Annotated in this window: 18 protein-coding genes; 6 read left to right on the top strand and 12 right to left on the bottom strand. The window is 46.6% G+C overall.

Annotation, left to right across the window (positions count from 1 at the left end; all coding sequences use genetic code 11):
• Positions 1–126: 126 nt before the first annotated feature.
• Both QZT80_RS03500 and QZT80_RS03495 read left to right on the top strand, forming a co-directional pair.
• Positions 127–1,149: a sensor histidine kinase gene (locus QZT80_RS03500; protein ID WP_295117703.1), complete on the top strand. Its 1,023-nt coding sequence runs from the start codon at positions 127–129 to the stop codon at positions 1,147–1,149.
• On the top strand, positions 1,149–1,844 hold the full coding sequence (locus tag QZT80_RS03495) for a LytTR family DNA-binding domain-containing protein (protein ID WP_295117700.1): 696 nt from the start codon (positions 1,149–1,151) through the stop codon (positions 1,842–1,844). Before QZT80_RS03500 ends, QZT80_RS03495 begins: the two co-directional genes overlap by 1 nt.
• A gap of 75 nt (positions 1,845–1,919) precedes the next feature.
• Here the strand turns inward: QZT80_RS03495 and QZT80_RS03490 are convergent, their stop codons facing one another.
• The 3 genes from QZT80_RS03490 to QZT80_RS03480 all read right to left on the bottom strand — a co-directional run bounded on the left by QZT80_RS03490 (position 1,920) and on the right by QZT80_RS03480 (position 4,396).
• Positions 1,920–2,141: a hypothetical protein gene (locus QZT80_RS03490; protein WP_295117698.1), complete on the bottom strand. Its 222-nt coding sequence runs from the start codon at positions 2,139–2,141 to the stop codon at positions 1,920–1,922.
• A 19-nt stretch (positions 2,142–2,160) separates the two neighbouring features.
• Positions 2,161–3,276, bottom strand: coding sequence for an acyl-CoA desaturase (locus tag QZT80_RS03485; protein WP_295117695.1), 1,116 nt, complete (start codon positions 3,274–3,276; stop codon positions 2,161–2,163).
• Positions 3,277–3,589: 313 nt separating this feature from the next.
• Positions 3,590–4,396, bottom strand: a complete 807-nt coding sequence (locus QZT80_RS03480; protein ID WP_295117692.1) for a phosphatase PAP2 family protein — start codon at positions 4,394–4,396, stop codon at positions 3,590–3,592.
• A 216-nt stretch (positions 4,397–4,612) separates the two neighbouring features.
• Here QZT80_RS03480 and QZT80_RS03475 point away from each other — a divergent pair, with 216 nt between their 5' ends.
• The gene (locus QZT80_RS03475) at positions 4,613–4,834 is read left to right on the top strand and encodes a hypothetical protein (protein WP_295117690.1); all 222 of its coding nucleotides are present in this window, start codon (positions 4,613–4,615) and stop codon (positions 4,832–4,834) included.
• A gap of 235 nt (positions 4,835–5,069) precedes the next feature.
• Here QZT80_RS03475 and QZT80_RS03470 read toward each other — a convergent pair whose 3' ends face one another.
• The 3 genes from QZT80_RS03470 to QZT80_RS03460 are packed head-to-tail and all read right to left on the bottom strand — an operon-like array spanning position 5,070 to position 8,439.
• Positions 5,070–5,333, bottom strand: a complete 264-nt coding sequence (locus tag QZT80_RS03470; protein ID WP_295117687.1) for a UBP-type zinc finger domain-containing protein — start codon at positions 5,331–5,333, stop codon at positions 5,070–5,072.
• A 7-nt stretch (positions 5,334–5,340) separates the two neighbouring features.
• A complete protein-coding gene (locus QZT80_RS03465) occupies positions 5,341–7,008 on the bottom strand; it encodes an FAD-dependent oxidoreductase (protein WP_295117684.1) in 1,668 nt (555 codons plus the stop codon).
• A gap of 21 nt (positions 7,009–7,029) precedes the next feature.
• Positions 7,030–8,439: an ATP-binding protein gene (locus tag QZT80_RS03460; RefSeq protein ID WP_295117681.1), complete on the bottom strand. Its 1,410-nt coding sequence runs from the start codon at positions 8,437–8,439 to the stop codon at positions 7,030–7,032.
• Positions 8,440–8,589: 150 nt separating this feature from the next.
• Between QZT80_RS03460 and QZT80_RS03455 the strand changes: the two genes are divergently transcribed.
• Positions 8,590–9,510, top strand: a complete 921-nt coding sequence (locus tag QZT80_RS03455) for a glycoside hydrolase family 43 protein (RefSeq protein WP_295117678.1) — start codon at positions 8,590–8,592, stop codon at positions 9,508–9,510.
• On the opposite strand, the gene QZT80_RS03450 is transcribed toward QZT80_RS03455, so the two are convergent.
• Together QZT80_RS03450 and QZT80_RS03445 are read right to left on the bottom strand one after the other, a co-directional pair.
• Complete coding sequence (locus QZT80_RS03450; RefSeq protein ID WP_295117675.1) at positions 9,507–10,031, bottom strand: hypothetical protein; 525 nt, start codon at positions 10,029–10,031, stop codon at positions 9,507–9,509. The genes QZT80_RS03455 and QZT80_RS03450 overlap by 4 nt on opposite strands.
• Positions 10,032–10,264: 233 nt before the next feature.
• Positions 10,265–11,263, bottom strand: coding sequence for a hypothetical protein (locus QZT80_RS03445; RefSeq protein ID WP_295117672.1), 999 nt, complete (start codon positions 11,261–11,263; stop codon positions 10,265–10,267).
• A 99-nt stretch (positions 11,264–11,362) separates the two neighbouring features.
• On the opposite strand from QZT80_RS03445, the gene QZT80_RS03440 reads away from it, so the two are divergent.
• Entirely contained in the window at positions 11,363–11,551 is a 189-nt protein-coding gene (locus QZT80_RS03440; protein WP_295117669.1) for a hypothetical protein, read from the top strand.
• 75 nt (positions 11,552–11,626) lie between these two features.
• On the opposite strand, the gene QZT80_RS03435 is transcribed toward QZT80_RS03440, so the two are convergent.
• Positions 11,627–11,983, bottom strand: coding sequence for an HPF/RaiA family ribosome-associated protein (locus tag QZT80_RS03435; RefSeq protein ID WP_295117666.1), 357 nt, complete (start codon positions 11,981–11,983; stop codon positions 11,627–11,629).
• A gap of 246 nt (positions 11,984–12,229) precedes the next feature.
• Between QZT80_RS03435 and QZT80_RS03430 the strand changes: the two genes are divergently transcribed.
• Positions 12,230–14,662, top strand: coding sequence for a TonB-dependent receptor (locus QZT80_RS03430; RefSeq protein ID WP_295117663.1), 2,433 nt, complete (start codon positions 12,230–12,232; stop codon positions 14,660–14,662).
• Here QZT80_RS03430 and QZT80_RS03425 read toward each other — a convergent pair.
• The 3 genes from QZT80_RS03425 to QZT80_RS03415 form a co-directional block, all read right to left on the bottom strand.
• Positions 14,659–16,362: a serine hydrolase gene (locus tag QZT80_RS03425; protein WP_295117661.1), complete on the bottom strand. Its 1,704-nt coding sequence runs from the start codon at positions 16,360–16,362 to the stop codon at positions 14,659–14,661. The two genes, QZT80_RS03430 and QZT80_RS03425, sit on opposite strands and share 4 nt — an antisense overlap.
• 660 nt (positions 16,363–17,022) lie before the next feature.
• Complete coding sequence (locus QZT80_RS03420) at positions 17,023–17,478, bottom strand: DUF6496 domain-containing protein (RefSeq protein ID WP_295117660.1); 456 nt, start codon at positions 17,476–17,478, stop codon at positions 17,023–17,025.
• A 131-nt stretch (positions 17,479–17,609) separates the two neighbouring features.
• Positions 17,610–17,914, bottom strand: a 305-nt coding sequence (locus tag QZT80_RS03415; RefSeq protein ID WP_295117657.1) for a KGG domain-containing protein, incomplete at its 5' end; no start/stop codon positions are given.

Genomic DNA, 17,914 nt, shown 5'->3' with positions numbered 1-17,914 from the left:
CAAACGCGAAATAACTTCATCTTCATCACTTATTATAGTTGTAAATGACCAATGCAATTCGTCATTAAGGATCATGTTAAATCAAACACAAACCCTTATTTTGCAGGAATTGTAAATGCATCCGTTTTGAGAATAGGTACAAAAAACCTCCTGGAGCAGAAGTGGCTGCAGGAATTAATCATATTGATATTTACTTTCGTTTTGTTCTCCATGAACGACTGGGTGCTTATTACCACCTGGGAAAAGTTCTGGAAGGGCTGCCTGTACTTCTTTGTACTTTATTCGCACGCTCAGCTGAACCGTTACTTCCTGCTGCCCATCCTGCTTAAAGATCATAAACCGCTGGTGTATACGGGTTCAAGTATATTACTGGCATTGGTGTTTGCTGGTATCTTACATGAAGTGGCCGGCGAATGGTTGTATAAAAACTGTTATCTGTACAAATCGGTAAAGCAGGATTCCTATCTATATCACCTGGCCTCCATGATCGCCACTTTTATCTGCATCATGGGCCCAATTTTGCTCTTAAAGTACTACCGCGAACAAAAACGTAAAACAAAGGAGGCGGAACTGATCGCCGAAATGCAGCTGAACCTGCTGCGCAGCCAGTTAAACCCGCACTTCCTGTTTAATACTTTTAATACCTTATACGGCATCAGTCTCCAATTTCCGAAACGTGCGCCCGATCTTATCATGCAGGTATCTACGCTGATGCGTTACCAGCTCGAAAGCTCACAAAGGGAAATGGTGGCGCTGAACGATGAATTGTCGTTTATAGAAAGTTACATCCTGCTGGAAAAGGAACGTATTGGCTACCGCTGCGACATCAGCTACCAGCAGGATATGGATGTGGAGGGCGATTATCGTATTTCGCCCATGTTGCTGATCGCTTTCGTGGAAAATGCGTTTAAGCATGGCACAGGCTCTATCGACGCCTGTTTTGTCCATATCTTTGCCGAGGTAAAAAACAAAAGGTTTTCTTTCAGGATCGTGAACTCGGTGCCGAAAAAGAAGGCTGCGGTTACTTCTACCAAAATAGGATTACGCAATACGGTGGAAAGGCTTAACATCCTTTATGCCGGAAAGTATACGCTGGAAATGGGAGAGAAGGGAGATGAATATATTGTGGAATTTAACCTGCAGTTATAATGAGGAAGACGTGTATTATTGTAGATGATGAACCGGCAGCACATTATGTGCTGATCAGTCACCTGAACCAGGTGCCCGACCTGGAACTGATCGGCCAGTTTTATAATGGTGTGGAAGCTAAACAGTACCTGGAGCAGCATGAGGTAGACCTGATGTTTCTCGATATTAATATGCCTGAAATTACCGGGCTGGACTTACTACGCAGTTTAACTCATCCCCCTAAAACAGTGTTAACTACTGCCTATTCGGAGTTTGCACTGGAAAGTTATGACTATGGTGTGATCGATTACCTGATGAAGCCGATTTTTTTTCCGCGTTTCCTGGTGTGTGTAGACCGTTTTTTTAGCTATTACGATGTAAGCGACCGTGGCAGCGTGGTGATAGCCCCCAGTTCACTGGCGGTAAAGGTAGATGGGGAGATGGTGGATATCGATCTTAATGAACTGTTGTATACACAAAGCCTGGGTAACTATGTGAAGCTGTTTACACCGCATAAAACCTATCTCGCCTCCATTACTACCAACGATCTCGAACATAGTTTGCCATCAGCCAAGTTTATCCGTATTCATAAATCGTACATCGTTTCTATTGAGAAAATTGGTTCACATGGAAAGGACTATGTGCAGGTAAACGACTTCCGTATGCCGGTGGGTATTACTTACAGGCAAAAGCTGATAGAGCGGCTGAACGGATAAAAAAAGGTTACAGGTGGGACCTGTAACCATACATTCTCTCCATTCATATATAGACACAGTAGTTAATGCACCTGATTAGTAATAGTGATTAGGACTGTTTTTGTCCATTACACGTTTTAGCTCTGCTACACTTTTTCCAAGCTTCTTTTGTATGTTTTCCAACATTACCTGTTCATTTTGCTCTTCAAAGTCGAGGTCTGCTTCGGTGATAGCAGGGTAATACTCTTTTTGCAGGTTGCTCCGTTTAAGGTTCCAGTTGCTTGAATGCTGGAAACCCTGGAAATTGATGTTTTTCATATGTGAATGTTCTTTTACTTTATTCACGGCCAAGTTGCTTCAGCATCATGGTATGGCTCCACAAGGCTTTTAGTACGGTAGGTTGTACATGGTACGGTAAGCCGTAGGCTTTGGCGGTTTGGTGTACAATAGGCGAAATTTTTGAATAGTGTACGTGACAAATATTAGGGAACAGATGGTGTTCTATCTGGAAATTCAGTCCGCCGATAAACCAGGTAAGCAGCGCATTTTTAGGTGCGTAGTTACTGGTGTTAAGCAGCTGGTGTACTGCCCAGTTGTCTTCCATTTGTTTTTTGCCCTGGTTGTCCGTTACGGGTTCGGCAAATGATGAGCTTTCCATGACATGTGCCAGCTGAAATATGCTCGCCAGCGATAATCCGGCAATCACGTGCATCACTACAAAACCTACCACGATCATCCACCAGGCAAAGCCGGAGAAGAGGATGGGAAGTACAATGATGTACCCGTAATAGAACATTTTAAACAACGTAAGATGCGTCATTGCCGTGGGTAAAGTTGTTTTCTCTTTAACAAGCAGCTTGTGCTGGTTATAGCGCCACAACTGCCGGAAGTCTTTAATCGTCATCCAGAAAAGCGTCATGATGGCATATATACCCCAGGCATAAATAAACTGGAGTCGATGATAACGTTTCCGTTCTGCACTGGGTGTAAAACGCAGTAAAAAGGTAGGTGTAATATCTTCGTCCAGCCCGTTTAAGTTCGTGTAGGTATGATGTAAAATGTTATGCTGTATTTTCCAGGTAACGGTGTAGCCCCCAATTACTTCCAGGATGTGGCTCATAAAGCCGTTTACCTTTTTGTTTTTGGACAGGGCGCCATGGTTGGCATCGTGCATAACTGCAGTTCCGATACCTACAACACCTAAACCCATAAATACATACATCAGCAGGAATAGCCAGGGATTACCCGCAACAAATCCTAATGTTACTACCAGGTAGGGGATAAAATAGAGCAATACCATAAACACGGTTTTATACCACATGGCGGCATTACCGTAACTCGACAGGCCATGAGTGGCAAAGTATGCTTCAACATTGAGCTTTACGCTTTCGGCAAAACTATTATTGCCTTTGGGCGCAAAACGCACAATCTCTTTTTTTTGACGGGTGATCATATTTAAAATTTCAACGTAAAAAATTCAGCTTCGATTTAGCGGCTTTAAATACCAGAGGAGGAGAAGGTAGGAAATGTAATTCTACTGGAACTCTTACAACAAATTATATATATCGTTAGACTGTTAATTGTAGTGAAATCAGGTAAAGAAGTATTTCGAAGCTCTTTAAAGGTAGACTAATAAAATGGCACAACAACATTATAATTTAGGCCATGACCCAAATGTGACCATGGTGCAATGATACTACAGTTCTTCCTATAAATAGCGAAAGGCGACCATCACAGTCGCCTCTCTTTCGTCGGTAAGTATTATGTTAAAACGTCCTTGAAAGCCCGAAACCGAAGCTCCCATTGGAATACATGGGCGTTATAACTGTACTTGATGAAGGTTTACCGTTCTTAAATATTTTGTCTTTTATTTTTGGATACAGGTAGTATGCTAGATCGGTGGAAAGAATGCCGATACCAGCGCCTGCTACCACATCGCTGAACCAATGTTTGTTATTGCGGATGCGCAGGTAGCCGGTCGTGGCCGCTACGGCATAACCGGCAATACCATATAAGGGCGATACGTCTGCATATTCCCGGCGCAGGAATTCTGCACCCGCAAAAGCGTTGGCCGTGTGGCCACTGGGAAAGGAACTGTAGTTGGAGCCATCCGGACGATGTTGCTGTGTAAGACGTTTAGTGGTAAAAACGGTCGTGTTCATAATCGCCATCGACATCATGAAAATAGCCGTACGGTCGCGCAGGTTATTCTTTCCTTTGATGCCGGCCATATTAAGCAGGTACACGCTGGCCGCCGGAGTGAACTGCAGTATATTGTCAATCTTCGTTCTTTTCGGAAGATTTTCTGCGTACAGTTCGTACTGCAGATTTTTATCAATACGCCGTAATTCATCACTACCGGCCGCTACTGCACCAAATACGATCATCGAGGCCGGTATAATAAACGCCCTGCGTGAAAAAGGTTTATCCTCTTTTGGCATCTTCGTCCGCATTGTCCACTCGATACGCGGCGTATCTGACAAGAAGTTTTCTGTTGGGATGGCCTGGCACCTGGCTGTGCTGCTGCCGGCGCAAACGAAAAGTACAAGGACAGTGATATGTCTTCCGCTCATATGATTATTCTGCTCATTTCCAGGGTAAATCCATCTTCCTGCAAGCCGCTGCCGGCAAATGGGAAGATAGACCGGTATAACGTGCCTTTACAATGCCTTATTGTGAGGTAAAATGATAAGGTTATGTTAAGATAGCATTGGTATAGCTGACAGGGGAAGATGCAATTTTGCAGCGGCGGTCATGTAAAAACAAGGAAGCATGACTGAATTTCAATCATGCTTCCTGTAAAAAGTATCGTCGTTGTCACAATTTATATCATCGATATTGCTGAAAGCACCTCCGGTTATACAAAATGTATCATCGCTGAAGAAACTTACATCTCCGGTGTTGTTCCCGGTATGAACGATGATGTAAAAAGAATCGACGTCGATATAATTTCCATGTCCGGAGATGTAAATTATATCGGCGATGCAGCTTTTTGCGGCCGGCTACATTAAAAATCATGCAATTGCGCGCAAAAAAGAGTCTTCGGCCATGCAATTTGAATCGTCAACGCACGATAAAGTAGCTGCGACATTATATTTTATATCGATGCCGATTCTTTTTGCATCGACGATCATATAATTTTTATCTCCGGAGATATAATTTATATCATGTTTGCTGGTTTGCCAATCTAGCTCCCTGCATAAACAGGCATGGTGAAATCCCCGTGGATATTTAATGTGCTGAAAATCAATATTCAGAGAACGATTCGTCCGGGTAACACCACAGCCATTGCTCGCCGGTTTCTGCGGATGCGATAACCGGGTGCTGTGTACGGTGATAATGTTTGGTCATGTGTTTAAATCGGGAATCGTCGCAGCAAAGTGTAGTGCCGCAGGTTTGGCAGGTACGCAAATGCACCCATTCTGCACCGGTTTTGATACACTCTTCACAAACGCCTTCTTTTCCAACTTTTACTTCTTCTATTGCCTTAATATGTTCGCAAACTGCCATAGATTGTTTATTTAACTTCTGCCAGGAATTTATGTACAAAACTGATAGCCATCGATCCCTCGCCCACCGCTGCTGCTACGCGGTTCATGGCGCTGGCGCGTACGTCGCCGGCAGCAAATATACCGGGACAGCTGGTTTCGAGTAAGTAAGGATCGCGGTTCTGTTTCCAGATCTTCGAAAAGTTGTCGTAGTTCTTCAACTCCCGGCCGGTTTCAATAAACCCTTTCCCGTCTTTGATGATATTCATCTTAATCCAGTCGGTAAATGGTTTGGCACCGATAAAGATGTACAGGGCGCCGGCTTTTTCCGTCGTGGTGTTGCCGGTCCCTATTTCCTGTATCACCAGTTCCTCGAGTTTGGTATCGCCACGTGCTTCAATGATCTCGGTTTTACCCCGTACTACAATGTTTTCCGTACCCGCTATCTGGTCGATCAGGTAGGACGACATCGTGCTGGTAAGATCGTCTTTACGGATCAGGATGTTTACGCGGTGGGCGAACTTAGACAGGTACATAGCAGCCTGCCCGGCAGAGTTGCCACCACCCACAATAAACACGTCCTGGTCTTTACAGGCCTGTGCCTCGGTCATAGCCGCGCCGTAATAGATGCCCGCACCGGTAAAATCTGCCACACCCTTGGTATCCAGTTTACGATAGTCTACACCGGTGGTAATCACAATACTGCGGGTGTTAATCTCCCGGTCATCGTCGAGGATGATCTTGTTATAACCGCCGCTCTGTTTAATATCTTTTACGGCCTGGGGGGTAATGAACTCCGTGCCCAGGCGGGTGGCCTGTGTAATGGCGCGGCGTGTCAGTTCCGATCCGCTAAGGCCTGTAGGGAAGCCTAAATAGTTCTCGATGCGCGAGCTGGTACCAGCCTGTCCGCCCGGCGCACGCCTTTCTATCAGCAGGGTTTTTAATCCTTCTGATGCACCGTATACACCCGCTGCCAAACCGGCAGGCCCGGCACCGATAATCACCACGTCGTACATGTCGTGTTTGATCTGCGGGTTCAGTCCTACTTTTTCGGCTATCTGGCTGATAGTTGGTTTACATACGTATGAGCCATCTTCCATAAACACCACCGGCACTTTGTTCGTAGGAAGATTGTTGAGCGCCAGCAGGCGTTGTGCCTCTTCGGAGGTTTGTACGTCCATCCACTGGTAAGGAATGAGGTTGCCAGCCAGGAAGTCTTTTATCGCATGCGAATCGCGGGAAAACGGGTAGCCCACTACTTTAATGCCACGGAACTCGGGCTGGTACACGCCCTGCCATTCGTCCAGCAGTTCGTCCATAATCGGGTAAAGCTTTTCCTCTGGCGGGTCCCAGGGTTTTACCAGGTAATAGTCGAGTTGAACGGTGTTGATGGCTTTAATGGCTGCGTCTGTGTCGGAGTAGGCGGTAAGCAGTACACGTTTGGCGTCCGGGTAAAACTTGCGGGCATGCTCGAGGAAGGTAACACCGTCCATTTCGGGCATACGCTGGTCGGTGAGGAACAGGGCAATTGTTTCGCCTTTGTTCTTCAGTTCCAGCAGGCTGTCCAACGCTTCTTTCACCACCGTGGTACTGAGTACGCGGTAGTGTTCACGGTACTTGCTTTTCAGGTCGCGCACGATGGCGCGCAATACCTGCGCATCGTCGTCAATACAAAATATGAGAGGTAGGTTCGTCATGTTGACTTACAATATTATATTTTATCCGTTAATGGGCAGGGATACCCAGAAGTCTGTACGGCCGGGTACAGAATCTGCCTTAATAGCGCCCTTGTGTTGTTTCACGATCTGGCAAACAATATCGAGGCCTAAACCTGTGCCTTTGCCAATACCTTTCGTGGTAAAGAAAGGATCGAATATGCGGTTTCTGATTTCTTCCGGAATACCAGGCCCATTGTCGATCACGTGTACTTTTATGCAATCCCTGTCTCTTTCCGTTTTAATTTCGAGGATGCTTTTCGGCTGACCGTCCATCGCATCCACTGCATTGTCTATCAGGTTTGTCCATATCTGGTTCAGTTCTCCTACCAGCGCTTTAATGGGCGGCAGGTTATGGTCAAAAGTTTGCACCAGCTGTATGTTTCCCTTACGCAATTTGTATTCCAGCATGGTAAGCGTGTTTTTGAGGCCATCGTGTACATCGCTCAGCTGTTTGGATGAGCCCTGGTCCATATGGGTAAACATTTTCACCGATTGTACCAGGCGGGATATACGTTGCGAAGCGTCTTCAATATCGGCCACCATCTTGTCTGTTACCAGGTTTTTATTTACCCAGTTCAGGATCGGGGAGAGGTCTTTTTCCGGGATGTGTTTGCGGAACTCTTCCATGTTGTCGATGGTGAAGCCAAACTCCACGAAGTTCTCTGAGATCTCCTGCACGTTGCTGATGGGGAATTGCGATAACCAGTCGGCTATTTCATCTTCCTGATCGGCCCTTTCCATCATGCTTAAAGGTTTTTTATGCTGATGGGCGTCGATGACGGCAAACATGATCTGCCCAACCATGTCTACATCTTCGGGGCGGAGCTGCGCGCGCATTACTTCTTTAAAATAGTCGGGCATGGCCTGCAGGTGTTGTTTCAGGGAAACGGCGCCACGTACCACGGCGGATGCGGGGTTGTTCAATTCATGCGCCAGGCCGGCGGAAAGTTTACCGAGGGCGGTCATCTTTTCATTATGCAGTTGGTTGGAGGTATATTCCCGCACACGGTCGGTCATTACATGCACCAGCGCTTCTGTTAATTCAAATCGCTCGCAGATCATTTCGCGCACCTGTGGCTGTGGCAGCGACATTACCTGCAAATCGTCCAGGGCCTGGCCGTTGGCAAAGGTGGTCGTAGCGCGGGAAAATGGAAGGTAACCGGTAATGGTGCCGGGTTGCAGGGTGGTAATTTCACGCTGTTCATTGTTTTGTGCAATGTACATGAACACACGGCCCTCCACCAGTACCACCAGTTTATCCAGGGCATCGCCCTTTTTAAACAGGTAATCGCCCTGGGCTACGGTATAATGCTCGCTGCTGTCTATCAGCCACTGTAACTGATCTTCGGGTACGTTCCGTAAAACGTCTATGCCTTGCAGGTATTCGCTGGTAACAGAAATCATGTTCATAAAAACTTTGCGTGCTTAAAGTTAGGTAATATTTGCGCGAATATTTGTGGCAGGCGAAACGGTGGCTGAATTGTAATAGTAAATCGATGAATTGTACAACAACAGGCAGCCCGGATTTTACTTTTTCCCTTATTCGAGTAACTTAGGCGGATGAAAAGTTTAGTCCACGTCATCGTCATTTTACTCCTGTGTGCCCGCGTTTTTGCCGGCGACAGCCTCCCGCTTTTACTGGCCGATCCTACCATTATCCGGCACAAAGGATTGTATTATGCTTATGGTACTGCTGGCGGCAATGCCGATAAGGGCATACCGGTTTATACATCTAAGGATATGCAGAGCTGGAAAGCCGGGGGGATGGCCCTGAAGGTGGGGGATAGTTACGGTACAAAAGGGTTCTGGGCACCGCAGGTGTTTAGTTATCAAAAAAAGTTTTACATGGCTTATACGGCCAATGAAAATATTGCGATCGCGGTTAGCGATAATCCTGGTGGCCCATTTAAACAACAAAAACTGCAGGCTTTGCCGGCAGATAAAAGAATGATCGATCCGTTCGTGTTGTTCGATGGCGGCAAAATTTACCTCTATCATGTGCGCCTTGATGAAGGTAACCGCATCTTCGTAACGCAACTTAATACTGCACTGGACGCATTTATTCCCGGTACTTTACAGGAATGCCTGCATGCGGAAAAAGGTTGGGAGGATACGCAAAATGCCTCATGGCCTGTATCCGAAGGTCCAACCGTGATCAGGAAAAATGGTAAATACTATATGTTTTATTCCTGCAACGACTTCCGGAACCCCGATTATGCCGTGGGTATCGCTGTAAGCCAGTCGCCTGCAGGTCCATGGGTAAAGCAGGCCGGCAATCCCTTTATCAGCAGGAAACATACCGGCGAAAACGGTTCGGGGCATGGTGATGTGGTGCGTGCGGGCAATAGCTGGTGGTATGTGTTACATACGCACAACACGTCCACAAAGGTGTCGCCACGCAAAACCGCCATCATACAATTTAACTGGACGGGAGCGCTGCCGGAGCTTATCCCTGGCAGCTTTACCTGGTTAACCCGTTAAGGGATACCGATGGTCTCTTCGTCGTTGTTTTTGTCGTCGCTGTAGGCATTGTTTTCTTCGTCTTCATTGCCTGCACTTTCGGCCGTGTCGTCGTCTTCCGATCCTGGTACGTCCAGGTCGGCGCCGGTATTGTCGTAGCCAAAACCTTTTTCGTTCAGTACATCACCGTCTTCGTCCACACTGTCGAGGCGTGCGCGGCGGAGGTCAGATGCGCCTTCGTCGCCGGGTGTTTCGTTAGCGGCGCGGTCCAGCAGTTCGCGTTCGGTGTTGGTAACATTGGTATCGTCGTTAGTCACGCTGTCGTCGCCATTGAGGTCGTCCAGTACGCCGGTGCCTTCCTCACCGTCAGAAGAGGCGGTGGTATCGGCCAGTTCGCCTAATGGTGCTGCGTGAACATGTTCCTGGCCCGGAATGTCTTTTACCTCGGGTAATTCCATGGACGTTTCTTCAGGCGCCAGTTTCTTTTGGTCCTTTTCACTGTCCTGGATGTCTGTATGCATGAGCAGATTTTTCTTATCCATGATCATTCGTTTAACCAATAACCACGGAATACTGTGCCATTAAGGCTGCAATTCCTCCGGCCAGGCTATTACCTGTACTCCCGGCGAGTAATGGATGAGTTGAAGATTGTTTTCACTGAGGTGCATATTACCCGCTTTGTAACTGATGCTCAGTTTCTGTATGCCTGGTTTGTACAGTTCCCATGTTGCATGTATTAAACATAGGTAGTATTTAGCTGCTTTTTGCTGCTAATTTAATGTCTGTCTGTGGTTTTTTGCAGTTCGTACGTTAGTTCATCCAGTCCTAAAGTGCCTTTGAGTTCGATGCGATCGTTATGCTTAACCAGCCGCGCATGTAATGTATCGGTGGCATTGCGCCCAAAGTGCCAGGTTGCCTGTAACGCACCAGTTGTTTTGTCATAGGCGTACCGGCCATAATACCTTTTGTCAATACCACCTAGGTCGAGTACAATTTCATTTGCAATATCGAGGTATACAATTCGCAACGAATCCAGCGAGCCGCTAATGTATCGGGCTTCGTAGCGGCCTTTTATTTCCGGATGTTTATCCGGGAAATTGTAGCTCAGCAACAGTGCGCAGGGTATGACGAACAATGAAAGGCGTAACAGTGGTTTTATTACCCGGTTATTAGCCGGAATGCCTGGTTGGGGAGCGAAAAAGAGAATACGCAGCTGTTGGTAATCCAGCAATAACAGGTAAATAAGGCCGGCCATCATGATACAGGCATGTGCTAATACGCCTGGTGCCAGATGATAAAACAGGTCGATAAAAATGATGTTGGCCATTACGGGTAACAGGATAAAAACACCCAGCAACCGGGTCCGCGAAAACAGCAGTAATACCGAACCGCTGATCTGCGCCAAAGCGATGGTTACCACGAAGGGGTAAGAGTGGCCGAAGTACGCCCAGGTAAGATCTTCGGCGCTAAAGCGGCTAAAAGGCTCGTCCAGTTTGGCGAGTGGGGTCAGGAACTGCAGGTGTAATATCTTCTGTAAGCCAAACATGGTAAGGTCAAAGGCAATGGCGTAACGGATAATGCCTTGCAGCCAGGGTATATCGTGTTGTTTTTTGCGGGTGAAGAAGGGGGATAATATCCCGGCCAGCAATAGCAGCAGCGCGATCGCCAGTATAATCTTAACAGGTATCCAGGGACTCAGGAAACGGTTGCCTATGCGCAAAAAGCAGGCTCCTGCCGTAAGTGCGGCCAGCAAACAGACGATATGTTTTCGCATACATGAACTTTGGCAGGAAGATGTAAGCTGTTAAAAAATCCATAAATAATTTTCAGGCATAGTATCTGTTCTCCACATACTGCACTAAAACAGGAAATTATGCAGCCAATACCATTAATTGCACTGATACTGTTAGCCGCCGTGGTGATTTATTACTTTGTACATAAGGCAAAACAAAAGAAGGGTGGGGAGGATAAACTCATCAATAGAGACAGGGCCCCGCTTAATATCGATGATAAGAAAACGGGCGGCGGTACACCCAGAGATACTTTTCCCGGGGAAACCTGAGGAAAGTATACTACACGGCATAAAACGAAAACAGGCGCTTATGGCGCCTGTTTTACTTATAGATTTAACGGAGTATTAGTCGTTTTCTTCCACACCACCGCTCATCAGTGCATCCTGTATAGCTGTGGCATCGGCCTGACGGCGGTCGATCTGCTTCTCCCTCAGTTGTTTTACCTCCCTTTGCAGTACATCTATACACTCATTTACGGCAGGCTCGAAAAACTCAGCGTTCCTCTTAGCGAATAAATCGTTCCCGGGTATATGCAGTCTTATCTCGCATACTTTATTGGCGGGGTCGCTATCCGGGCCGAGGAACAGCGTTACCTCCGTTTTAATGATCTTATCGTACTTAATCCCCTGTAGCTTATCCGTGATAAAATCTTCCAACTCGGTTTTTGCTTTAAATCCCAATGACTGAATGATAGGTTCCATATCTGTAGTTTTTTTAACTGGCCGCAGTAATTATGCCAGAAAAGACCGGTCGTATAGCAGGATGAGCGGCATCAACTTATCCACCTGAAAAAAATACCTAGACATTTTGCAACCTTTTGCCGGTTAACCCGTCTTTAAAGTATATGCAGCGGCCAATGAGTGCCCCAGCTTGGTATATGTCGCAACACATTTGTCAGTAAAAACAGAAACCAACCCCGTCTTCCAGAACGCATTCTAAATACTTGTATGAGAAAAAAAATCATCCTGGCTGCCATGTTATGCCTGTCTGCCATTTTGCCACTGTGTGCGCAAAATAAAAGTAACGGCAAAGTGTTCGTAAGAATACTTGACGAAGCCGGTAAACCTTTGCCTTACGCTGGCGTAGCCATTAAAAAAACGGCTGACAGCTCCTTACTTAAAGGACAAATGAGCGATGCGGAGGGGCGTTGCCAAATCGAAGGTGTAGACGATGGCACTTATTTCCTGCAAATTACCCAAATGGGCTTTACCACTCACAACAGTGAAACGTTTAAGATCGGGGAGGGGAACCGCCAGGCAGACCTGAAAGCTGTCAGTCTTCGCACTTCTGCCAAATCGCTGAAGGAAGTAAATATTACCGGGCAAAAACCCTATGTAGAACATGCCGAAGGTAAAACAGTACTGAACGTGGAGAGCAGCGTGGCAGCAGCGGGTAACAGCGTAATGGACTTGTTACGTCGTGCCCCCGGTGTATCGGTTGATAACAGCGACAACCTGGCAGTAAGGGGTAAGTCGGGTGTAACAGTGATGCTCGATGGCAAACTGACTTATCTCTCTAATGAAGCCCTGGCCGAACTGCTTAAAAGCATGCCCGCCGAAACAGTATCGCAGATAGAAATTATTACCAGCCCAAGCGCTAAATATGATGCTGCAGGTACATCGGGCATCATCAATATAAAAACTAAAAAAGGACAACTTACAGGTACTAACGGAACCATCAATGCGAACGTAGGAGCGGGCCGCTATTGGTTTTATGGTGTAGGGGGCAGTATTAACTGGCGTACAAAAAAGTTTAATGCGTTCGGTACGCTTAACTATGGCAACCGCGAGAGTTATAATACGCGCGAACTACACCGTTTAACCGGCGGCGACGCCCCTATGCAGTTTCAACAGGATGTATTCCAGACCAACGATTTCACGAACCGGTCTTATAAAGCCGGGGTCGACTTTTTCATCACTCCCAAACAAACCATCGGTGTGCTGGTAAATGGTTACAGCAATGCCTTCAGGCGTAAAGCACCCAGTGCTACACAAATCGCGAATAAAGGTGGGGCGGTCGATTCGGTATTGCATACCGCCATTCACACCAACAACCGCTTTAGCAATACAACTTTAAACCTTAATTATAAACTGAAGGCCGATACGTTAGGCACCGAATGGTCTGTAGACGCCGACTATGCAAAATTTCATAACAACATCAGTAATATGCTGGCTGATAGCATGCAGGTGGCCGGTACTGGTGCTATTACACAACGAAGTGGTATCAGCGTAAGGCCTTATACCTACATTGATATTTATAGTATAAAGTCGGACCTGGTATTGCCCCTCAACAAAAAGTCTAAAATAGAAGCAGGTGTAAAAGCAAGTTTTGTGAAGACGGACAACTACAATCGCTACGATTCGCTGTTAGGCGGTGTATATGTGCCGGCACTGCAGCAGTACGACCAGTTCCGCTACGATGAAAATATTTATGCAGCTTATGCCATCTACAAACACCAGTTTAAGAAAACTGATATCACCGCCGGGTTGCGCCTGGAGAAAACCGAATCGGACGCACAGTCCATTTCTTTGAAGGAGCGCATCCGGCGCAGCTACCTCGACTATTTCCCTAATTTCACCGCCGATCATAAGTTTTCGGACAATCATAAATTATCCGTGGCTTACAATAAACGCATTAACCGCCCCGGTTATGGTATGCTCAATCCATTCCTGTTTTTCCTGGATAAGTATACCTACTTCCGCGGTAATGCTTTCCTACGGCCCGAGTACACGCACAATACAGAACTTACCTACGTGTTCAAAACCAAGTACATCGCATCGCTCGCTTACTCCGTTACCAACGATCTGTTCGATGAATACCTGATACAGAACGATAAAACGCAGATCACGATCAGCACGAACCGTAATCTGGGTAAGCAGGTGAACTACTCGCTTAATCTTACCGCGCCGTTCGATTTTACGAAATGGTGGAACATTAACAGCAATGGTTCGGTATATCATACCCGTTACCAGATTAACGATACTACCAGCACCTTTTATACCTCGCAGTTGTCGTGGAACCTGAATGTTACGAATACTTTTACATTGCCCGCCGGTATAAAAATGGAATTGGGCGGGTGGTTTGAAGCACCTACTGTGTACGGCATCTTTGCTTCTAAAGCCATGGGTGGTGTTTGGGGAGGTGTGCAGAAAGAAGTGCTGAATAAAAAGGCCACCCTGAAGTTGAACGTGAATGATATTTTTGCCAGTAACCGTTTCAGGGGTACTGCCAATTATGGTAATGTATACCTGCGCGTCAATAACCGCTGGCAAAACAGAACAGCAAACCTGTCTTTTACCTACCGCTTCGGCAATACCAAGGTAGCGGGCGCGCGGGAAAGAAAGACAGGTTCGGAGGATGAGGCTAACAGGGCGGGTTAGTGCCCGTAGCTAATGAGGCGTGAAGCTTTCCAGCCTTCGGATGTTTTTTTCCAGACAGTTACGAACTTATAAATGCTGCAACCTACCTGGCCGCTTTCTACCCGGCAAAAGCGGTGTTCTCCTGTTTGTAGTGCGCCGAATTCGCCCAGCGGCACAATTTCCACTGAATTGCGTATTAGTTCGCGGCGTGGTGGATTGTTAAGGGCGAAGGTGGTGGTAAAGGCTTTAATGTTATCATCATAATTGGTAAGGCCTGTTTTATCGTGGTAAAACTCCATGCCCGTATCAAATACCTGTTTCATACCATTGAGGTCGCGGTTATTGAAAGCATTGAACAACACACTGTCCATGTGCAAAATATCCTTTACCAGTTTTGGGATGATCTTAGGGGCGAACATGTCGGCGCCGTTCTGTTGAAACTTAAACCCATTCACTTCGCCAGTTGCATCACGCTGAAACCTAAGCCGGATATCTTCATTTTCACTGTCATGAAATTTATCGCCGCCGTCCGGTACCAGGGTTTTGTCCGACTGATTGGTAGGCCTGGCGTGTAAGGCACCGTTCAGCACAGTTATCGTTACCAGCAGGTCTTCCCTTAGTTTATATTCCCCTACGTACTGGCGGAGTGATTCGCTGGTATGTTCCACCTTTTTCGCTACGGGAACAGGCGCGCCGTAGTAGATGGTATTAAGCAGGCTGTTAGCGATCTCGTTCATTTTGTTGTTAGCTACATTAGAGAGCAGTATAACGCAGGCATCGTCTGTCGGAACACGCTTTATTACGGTATTGAACCCATAAATGCCGCCAGTATGGCTTACCAACTTCTTCCCGGTGATAGTATCGATGATCCATCCATAGCCATATTTGTTTTTCAGCGGTGTATAAGCCGCTTCAACAGAAGTTGGGTTGATGATCTTATTCGTGAGTAAAGCCTTATGCCATTTGTATAAGTCGCCGGTGGTAGCATACGCAGCGCCCGCGGCATAACTTACGCTGGAGTCTACGTACGACGAGGGAGTATTGAGGCTGAAGTACCCGGTGGTCTTTTTCGGATGGGAGAGGCCAACGAAATCGAAGCCGCTGTTCGTCATGCCGGCCGGGTTAAATATGTATTTGCGTACGGCTTTCTCGTACGGCATCTTCGTTACATCTTCAATAATGTAACCCAATAACATATAGTTGGAATTGGAGTACTCGTAATTGCTGCCCGGTGTAAATGCCAGCGGTTTGTTCTCAAAAAGTGCCATTATAGCCGCGCGCGACTGATGTTCAGTTACCGGTTTCTGCATAAAGGCGCTGTTGGCGGTGTAATTGTAAATCCCCGAGGTGTGCGATAGCAGGTTGGCAATGGTAATACTGTCGCCTTTGGGATAATTCTTAAAGTACTTGCTGATCTTATCATTTACGCTCAGTTTCTTTTCCTCCTGCAGTTTCAGGATAACGGCAGCCGTTATTTGTTTGGTGATGGAACCGAGTTGGTAGATGCTGTTTTCGTCGTTGGCAATGTTTTTCTCCACGTTGCGGTAGCCATAACCCTTCGATAGCCATACCTGGCCTTTATAGGCGATTAAGGCGCTGCCATTAAAGCCGGCGTGCTGGTCGTAGTAGTTTAAAACAGAGTCAAGTTTGGCAGGCAGATTTTGGGCATAAGCGTGGGTAACCAAACTAAAGAGTAGTAGAAGGGCGGAGGTTTTCTTCATATAAAGAAGTTTAAACGTAATTAAATGGATAAGCAGGATGGAAACTTACATATCGGGTCAAAGATAAGGTAATATAATGTACTATGCAATACAAGGTACTATTTTAATATTGTTTAGTGATAAGTTGGCGGTGGTGGTTAGCAGGATTGGTGAATTGAAGAAACGGAGTCTCTCACTTACCTTTCAGCAGAGACTGCCGGAGGGTGAATAAGCTACTATTACTGGCTTCAGTCTTTAACAGGATGAGCTTAAAGCGGGGGCGGTGTATCCGTACCATATTTAAACGTTTATCTCCTTTGGTAATATGAAGGTAATGGAGTGAGAGGATAGCCCGTTTTTCGCCGGCTATTACGCCAACTTTCCGGCATTTGTTCGACTCCCGACATTTTTTGGCCTCTACTGTTGCGTTCGTAATGGAGGGAATAAATACGTCGGTGAGCGTAGTGAAGAACCTATTTGATGGATGCTCTCTTACTATTGGGGTAGGGGTAGAACGGCGGAGGGCGGTGTATATACCGACTGAACGCTCTGGAATCTTTCCTGGCTGTTGTAAATGACCAGGCCGGTATACATTACATACCGGCCATTTTGTTTATGATTAGTAGGAAAGGTATTGGACTAACTACGCTTTTTAGCCGCAGCCTTCTTTTTGGGAGCCGCCTATTTAACGGCTGCCTTTTTCCTAGGAGCGGCTTTTTTCGCAGCAGCTTTCTTTCCTGGTGCAGCCTTTTTTTTCGCAGCAGCTTTCTTCCTAGGAGCGGCCTTCTTCGCAGCAGCTTTCTTTCCTGGTGCAGCCTTTTTCGCAGCAGCTTTCTTCTTAGGAGCGGCTTTTTTCGCAGCAGCTTTCTTTCCCGGTGCAGCCTTCTTCGCAGCAGCTTTCTTCTTAGGTGCAGCTTTTTTAGCTGCCGCCTTCTTCTTAGGCGCAGCTCGCTTAGCAGCCGCTTTTTTCGGCACTTTGCCACCTTCTTCTCTTGCTTCCGATAAACCGATGGCAATTGCCTGCTTGCGGCTGGTTACCTTTTCGCCCGTGCTACCGCTTTTCAACTTACCTTTTTTCATCTCGTGCATAGCACGCTCTACTTTATCGCTGGCTTTTTTACCGTATTTCTTTGCCATAACATTGAATTTAAGTGAATGAAATGCTCCGACGGGGTAAATTGATAAAAAAGATAAGTCCCGGCTGTAGACCGCTTCGCGATCCTATCTGCCGGGACTCTTATGTATTACATTAAATTTTCTGTGTACTTCTATGGCTGCTTGTCTGAATTGGTTTGTTTTGGCGCACGTGGTTTGCGGGTTGCCTCGCCACCTTTTTTGCCAATACCTGCCATGTGTTCCCGGTTCATGCTAACGATGCTACCGCCTTTACGGCCAGCTTCGCGTGCTTCTTCAGGAGTAAAACGGTGTGCAACGCCCATTCTGTGGGCTGCCTGTCCGCCTTTACTGGCAATGCTCTTTTGCTTGGATTTGTCCATAGCAGCAAAACCTCTTCTTGATTTAGGTTTTTCTTCGTTTCCGTTCGCCGGTTGTGGTTTTTCTTCTGGAGTTTGTG

The sequence above is a fragment of the uncultured Chitinophaga sp. genome (genome assembly GCF_902168175.1).
Classification (GTDB): Bacteria; Bacteroidota; Bacteroidia; order Chitinophagales; family Chitinophagaceae; genus Chitinophaga.
The sequence above is the reverse complement of the archived record's forward strand: the minus strand, read 5'-3'. Positions and strand labels throughout refer to the sequence as shown.

Bases quoted from the DNA above. Each gene is read 5' to 3' on its own strand.
- QZT80_RS03455 (WP_295117678.1), top strand. From the start codon at position 8,590: ATGAAAAGTTTAGTCCACGTCATCGTCATTTTACTCCTGTGTGCCCGC.
- QZT80_RS03495 (WP_295117700.1), top strand. From the start codon at position 1,149: ATGAGGAAGACGTGTATTATTGTAGATGATGAACCGGCAGCACATTAT.
- QZT80_RS03430 (WP_295117663.1), top strand. From the start codon at position 12,230: ATGAGAAAAAAAATCATCCTGGCTGCCATGTTATGCCTGTCTGCCATT.
- QZT80_RS03475 (WP_295117690.1), top strand. From the start codon at position 4,613: ATGCTTCCTGTAAAAAGTATCGTCGTTGTCACAATTTATATCATCGAT.
- QZT80_RS03440 (WP_295117669.1), top strand. From the start codon at position 11,363: ATGCAGCCAATACCATTAATTGCACTGATACTGTTAGCCGCCGTGGTG.
- QZT80_RS03450 (WP_295117675.1), bottom strand. From the start codon at position 10,031: ATGGATAAGAAAAATCTGCTCATGCATACAGACATCCAGGACAGTGAA.
- QZT80_RS03425 (WP_295117661.1), bottom strand. From the start codon at position 16,362: ATGAAGAAAACCTCCGCCCTTCTACTACTCTTTAGTTTGGTTACCCAC.
- QZT80_RS03460 (WP_295117681.1), bottom strand. From the start codon at position 8,439: ATGAACATGATTTCTGTTACCAGCGAATACCTGCAAGGCATAGACGTT.
- QZT80_RS03445 (WP_295117672.1), bottom strand. From the start codon at position 11,263: ATGCGAAAACATATCGTCTGTTTGCTGGCCGCACTTACGGCAGGAGCC.
- QZT80_RS03465 (WP_295117684.1), bottom strand. From the start codon at position 7,008: ATGACGAACCTACCTCTCATATTTTGTATTGACGACGATGCGCAGGTA.
- QZT80_RS03435 (WP_295117666.1), bottom strand. From the start codon at position 11,983: ATGGAACCTATCATTCAGTCATTGGGATTTAAAGCAAAAACCGAGTTG.
- QZT80_RS03420 (WP_295117660.1), bottom strand. From the start codon at position 17,478: ATGGCAAAGAAATACGGTAAAAAAGCCAGCGATAAAGTAGAGCGTGCT.
- QZT80_RS03490 (WP_295117698.1), bottom strand. From the start codon at position 2,141: ATGAAAAACATCAATTTCCAGGGTTTCCAGCATTCAAGCAACTGGAAC.
- QZT80_RS03485 (WP_295117695.1), bottom strand. From the start codon at position 3,276: ATGATCACCCGTCAAAAAAAAGAGATTGTGCGTTTTGCGCCCAAAGGC.
- QZT80_RS03470 (WP_295117687.1), bottom strand. From the start codon at position 5,333: ATGGCAGTTTGCGAACATATTAAGGCAATAGAAGAAGTAAAAGTTGGA.
- QZT80_RS03480 (WP_295117692.1), bottom strand. From the start codon at position 4,396: ATGAGCGGAAGACATATCACTGTCCTTGTACTTTTCGTTTGCGCCGGC.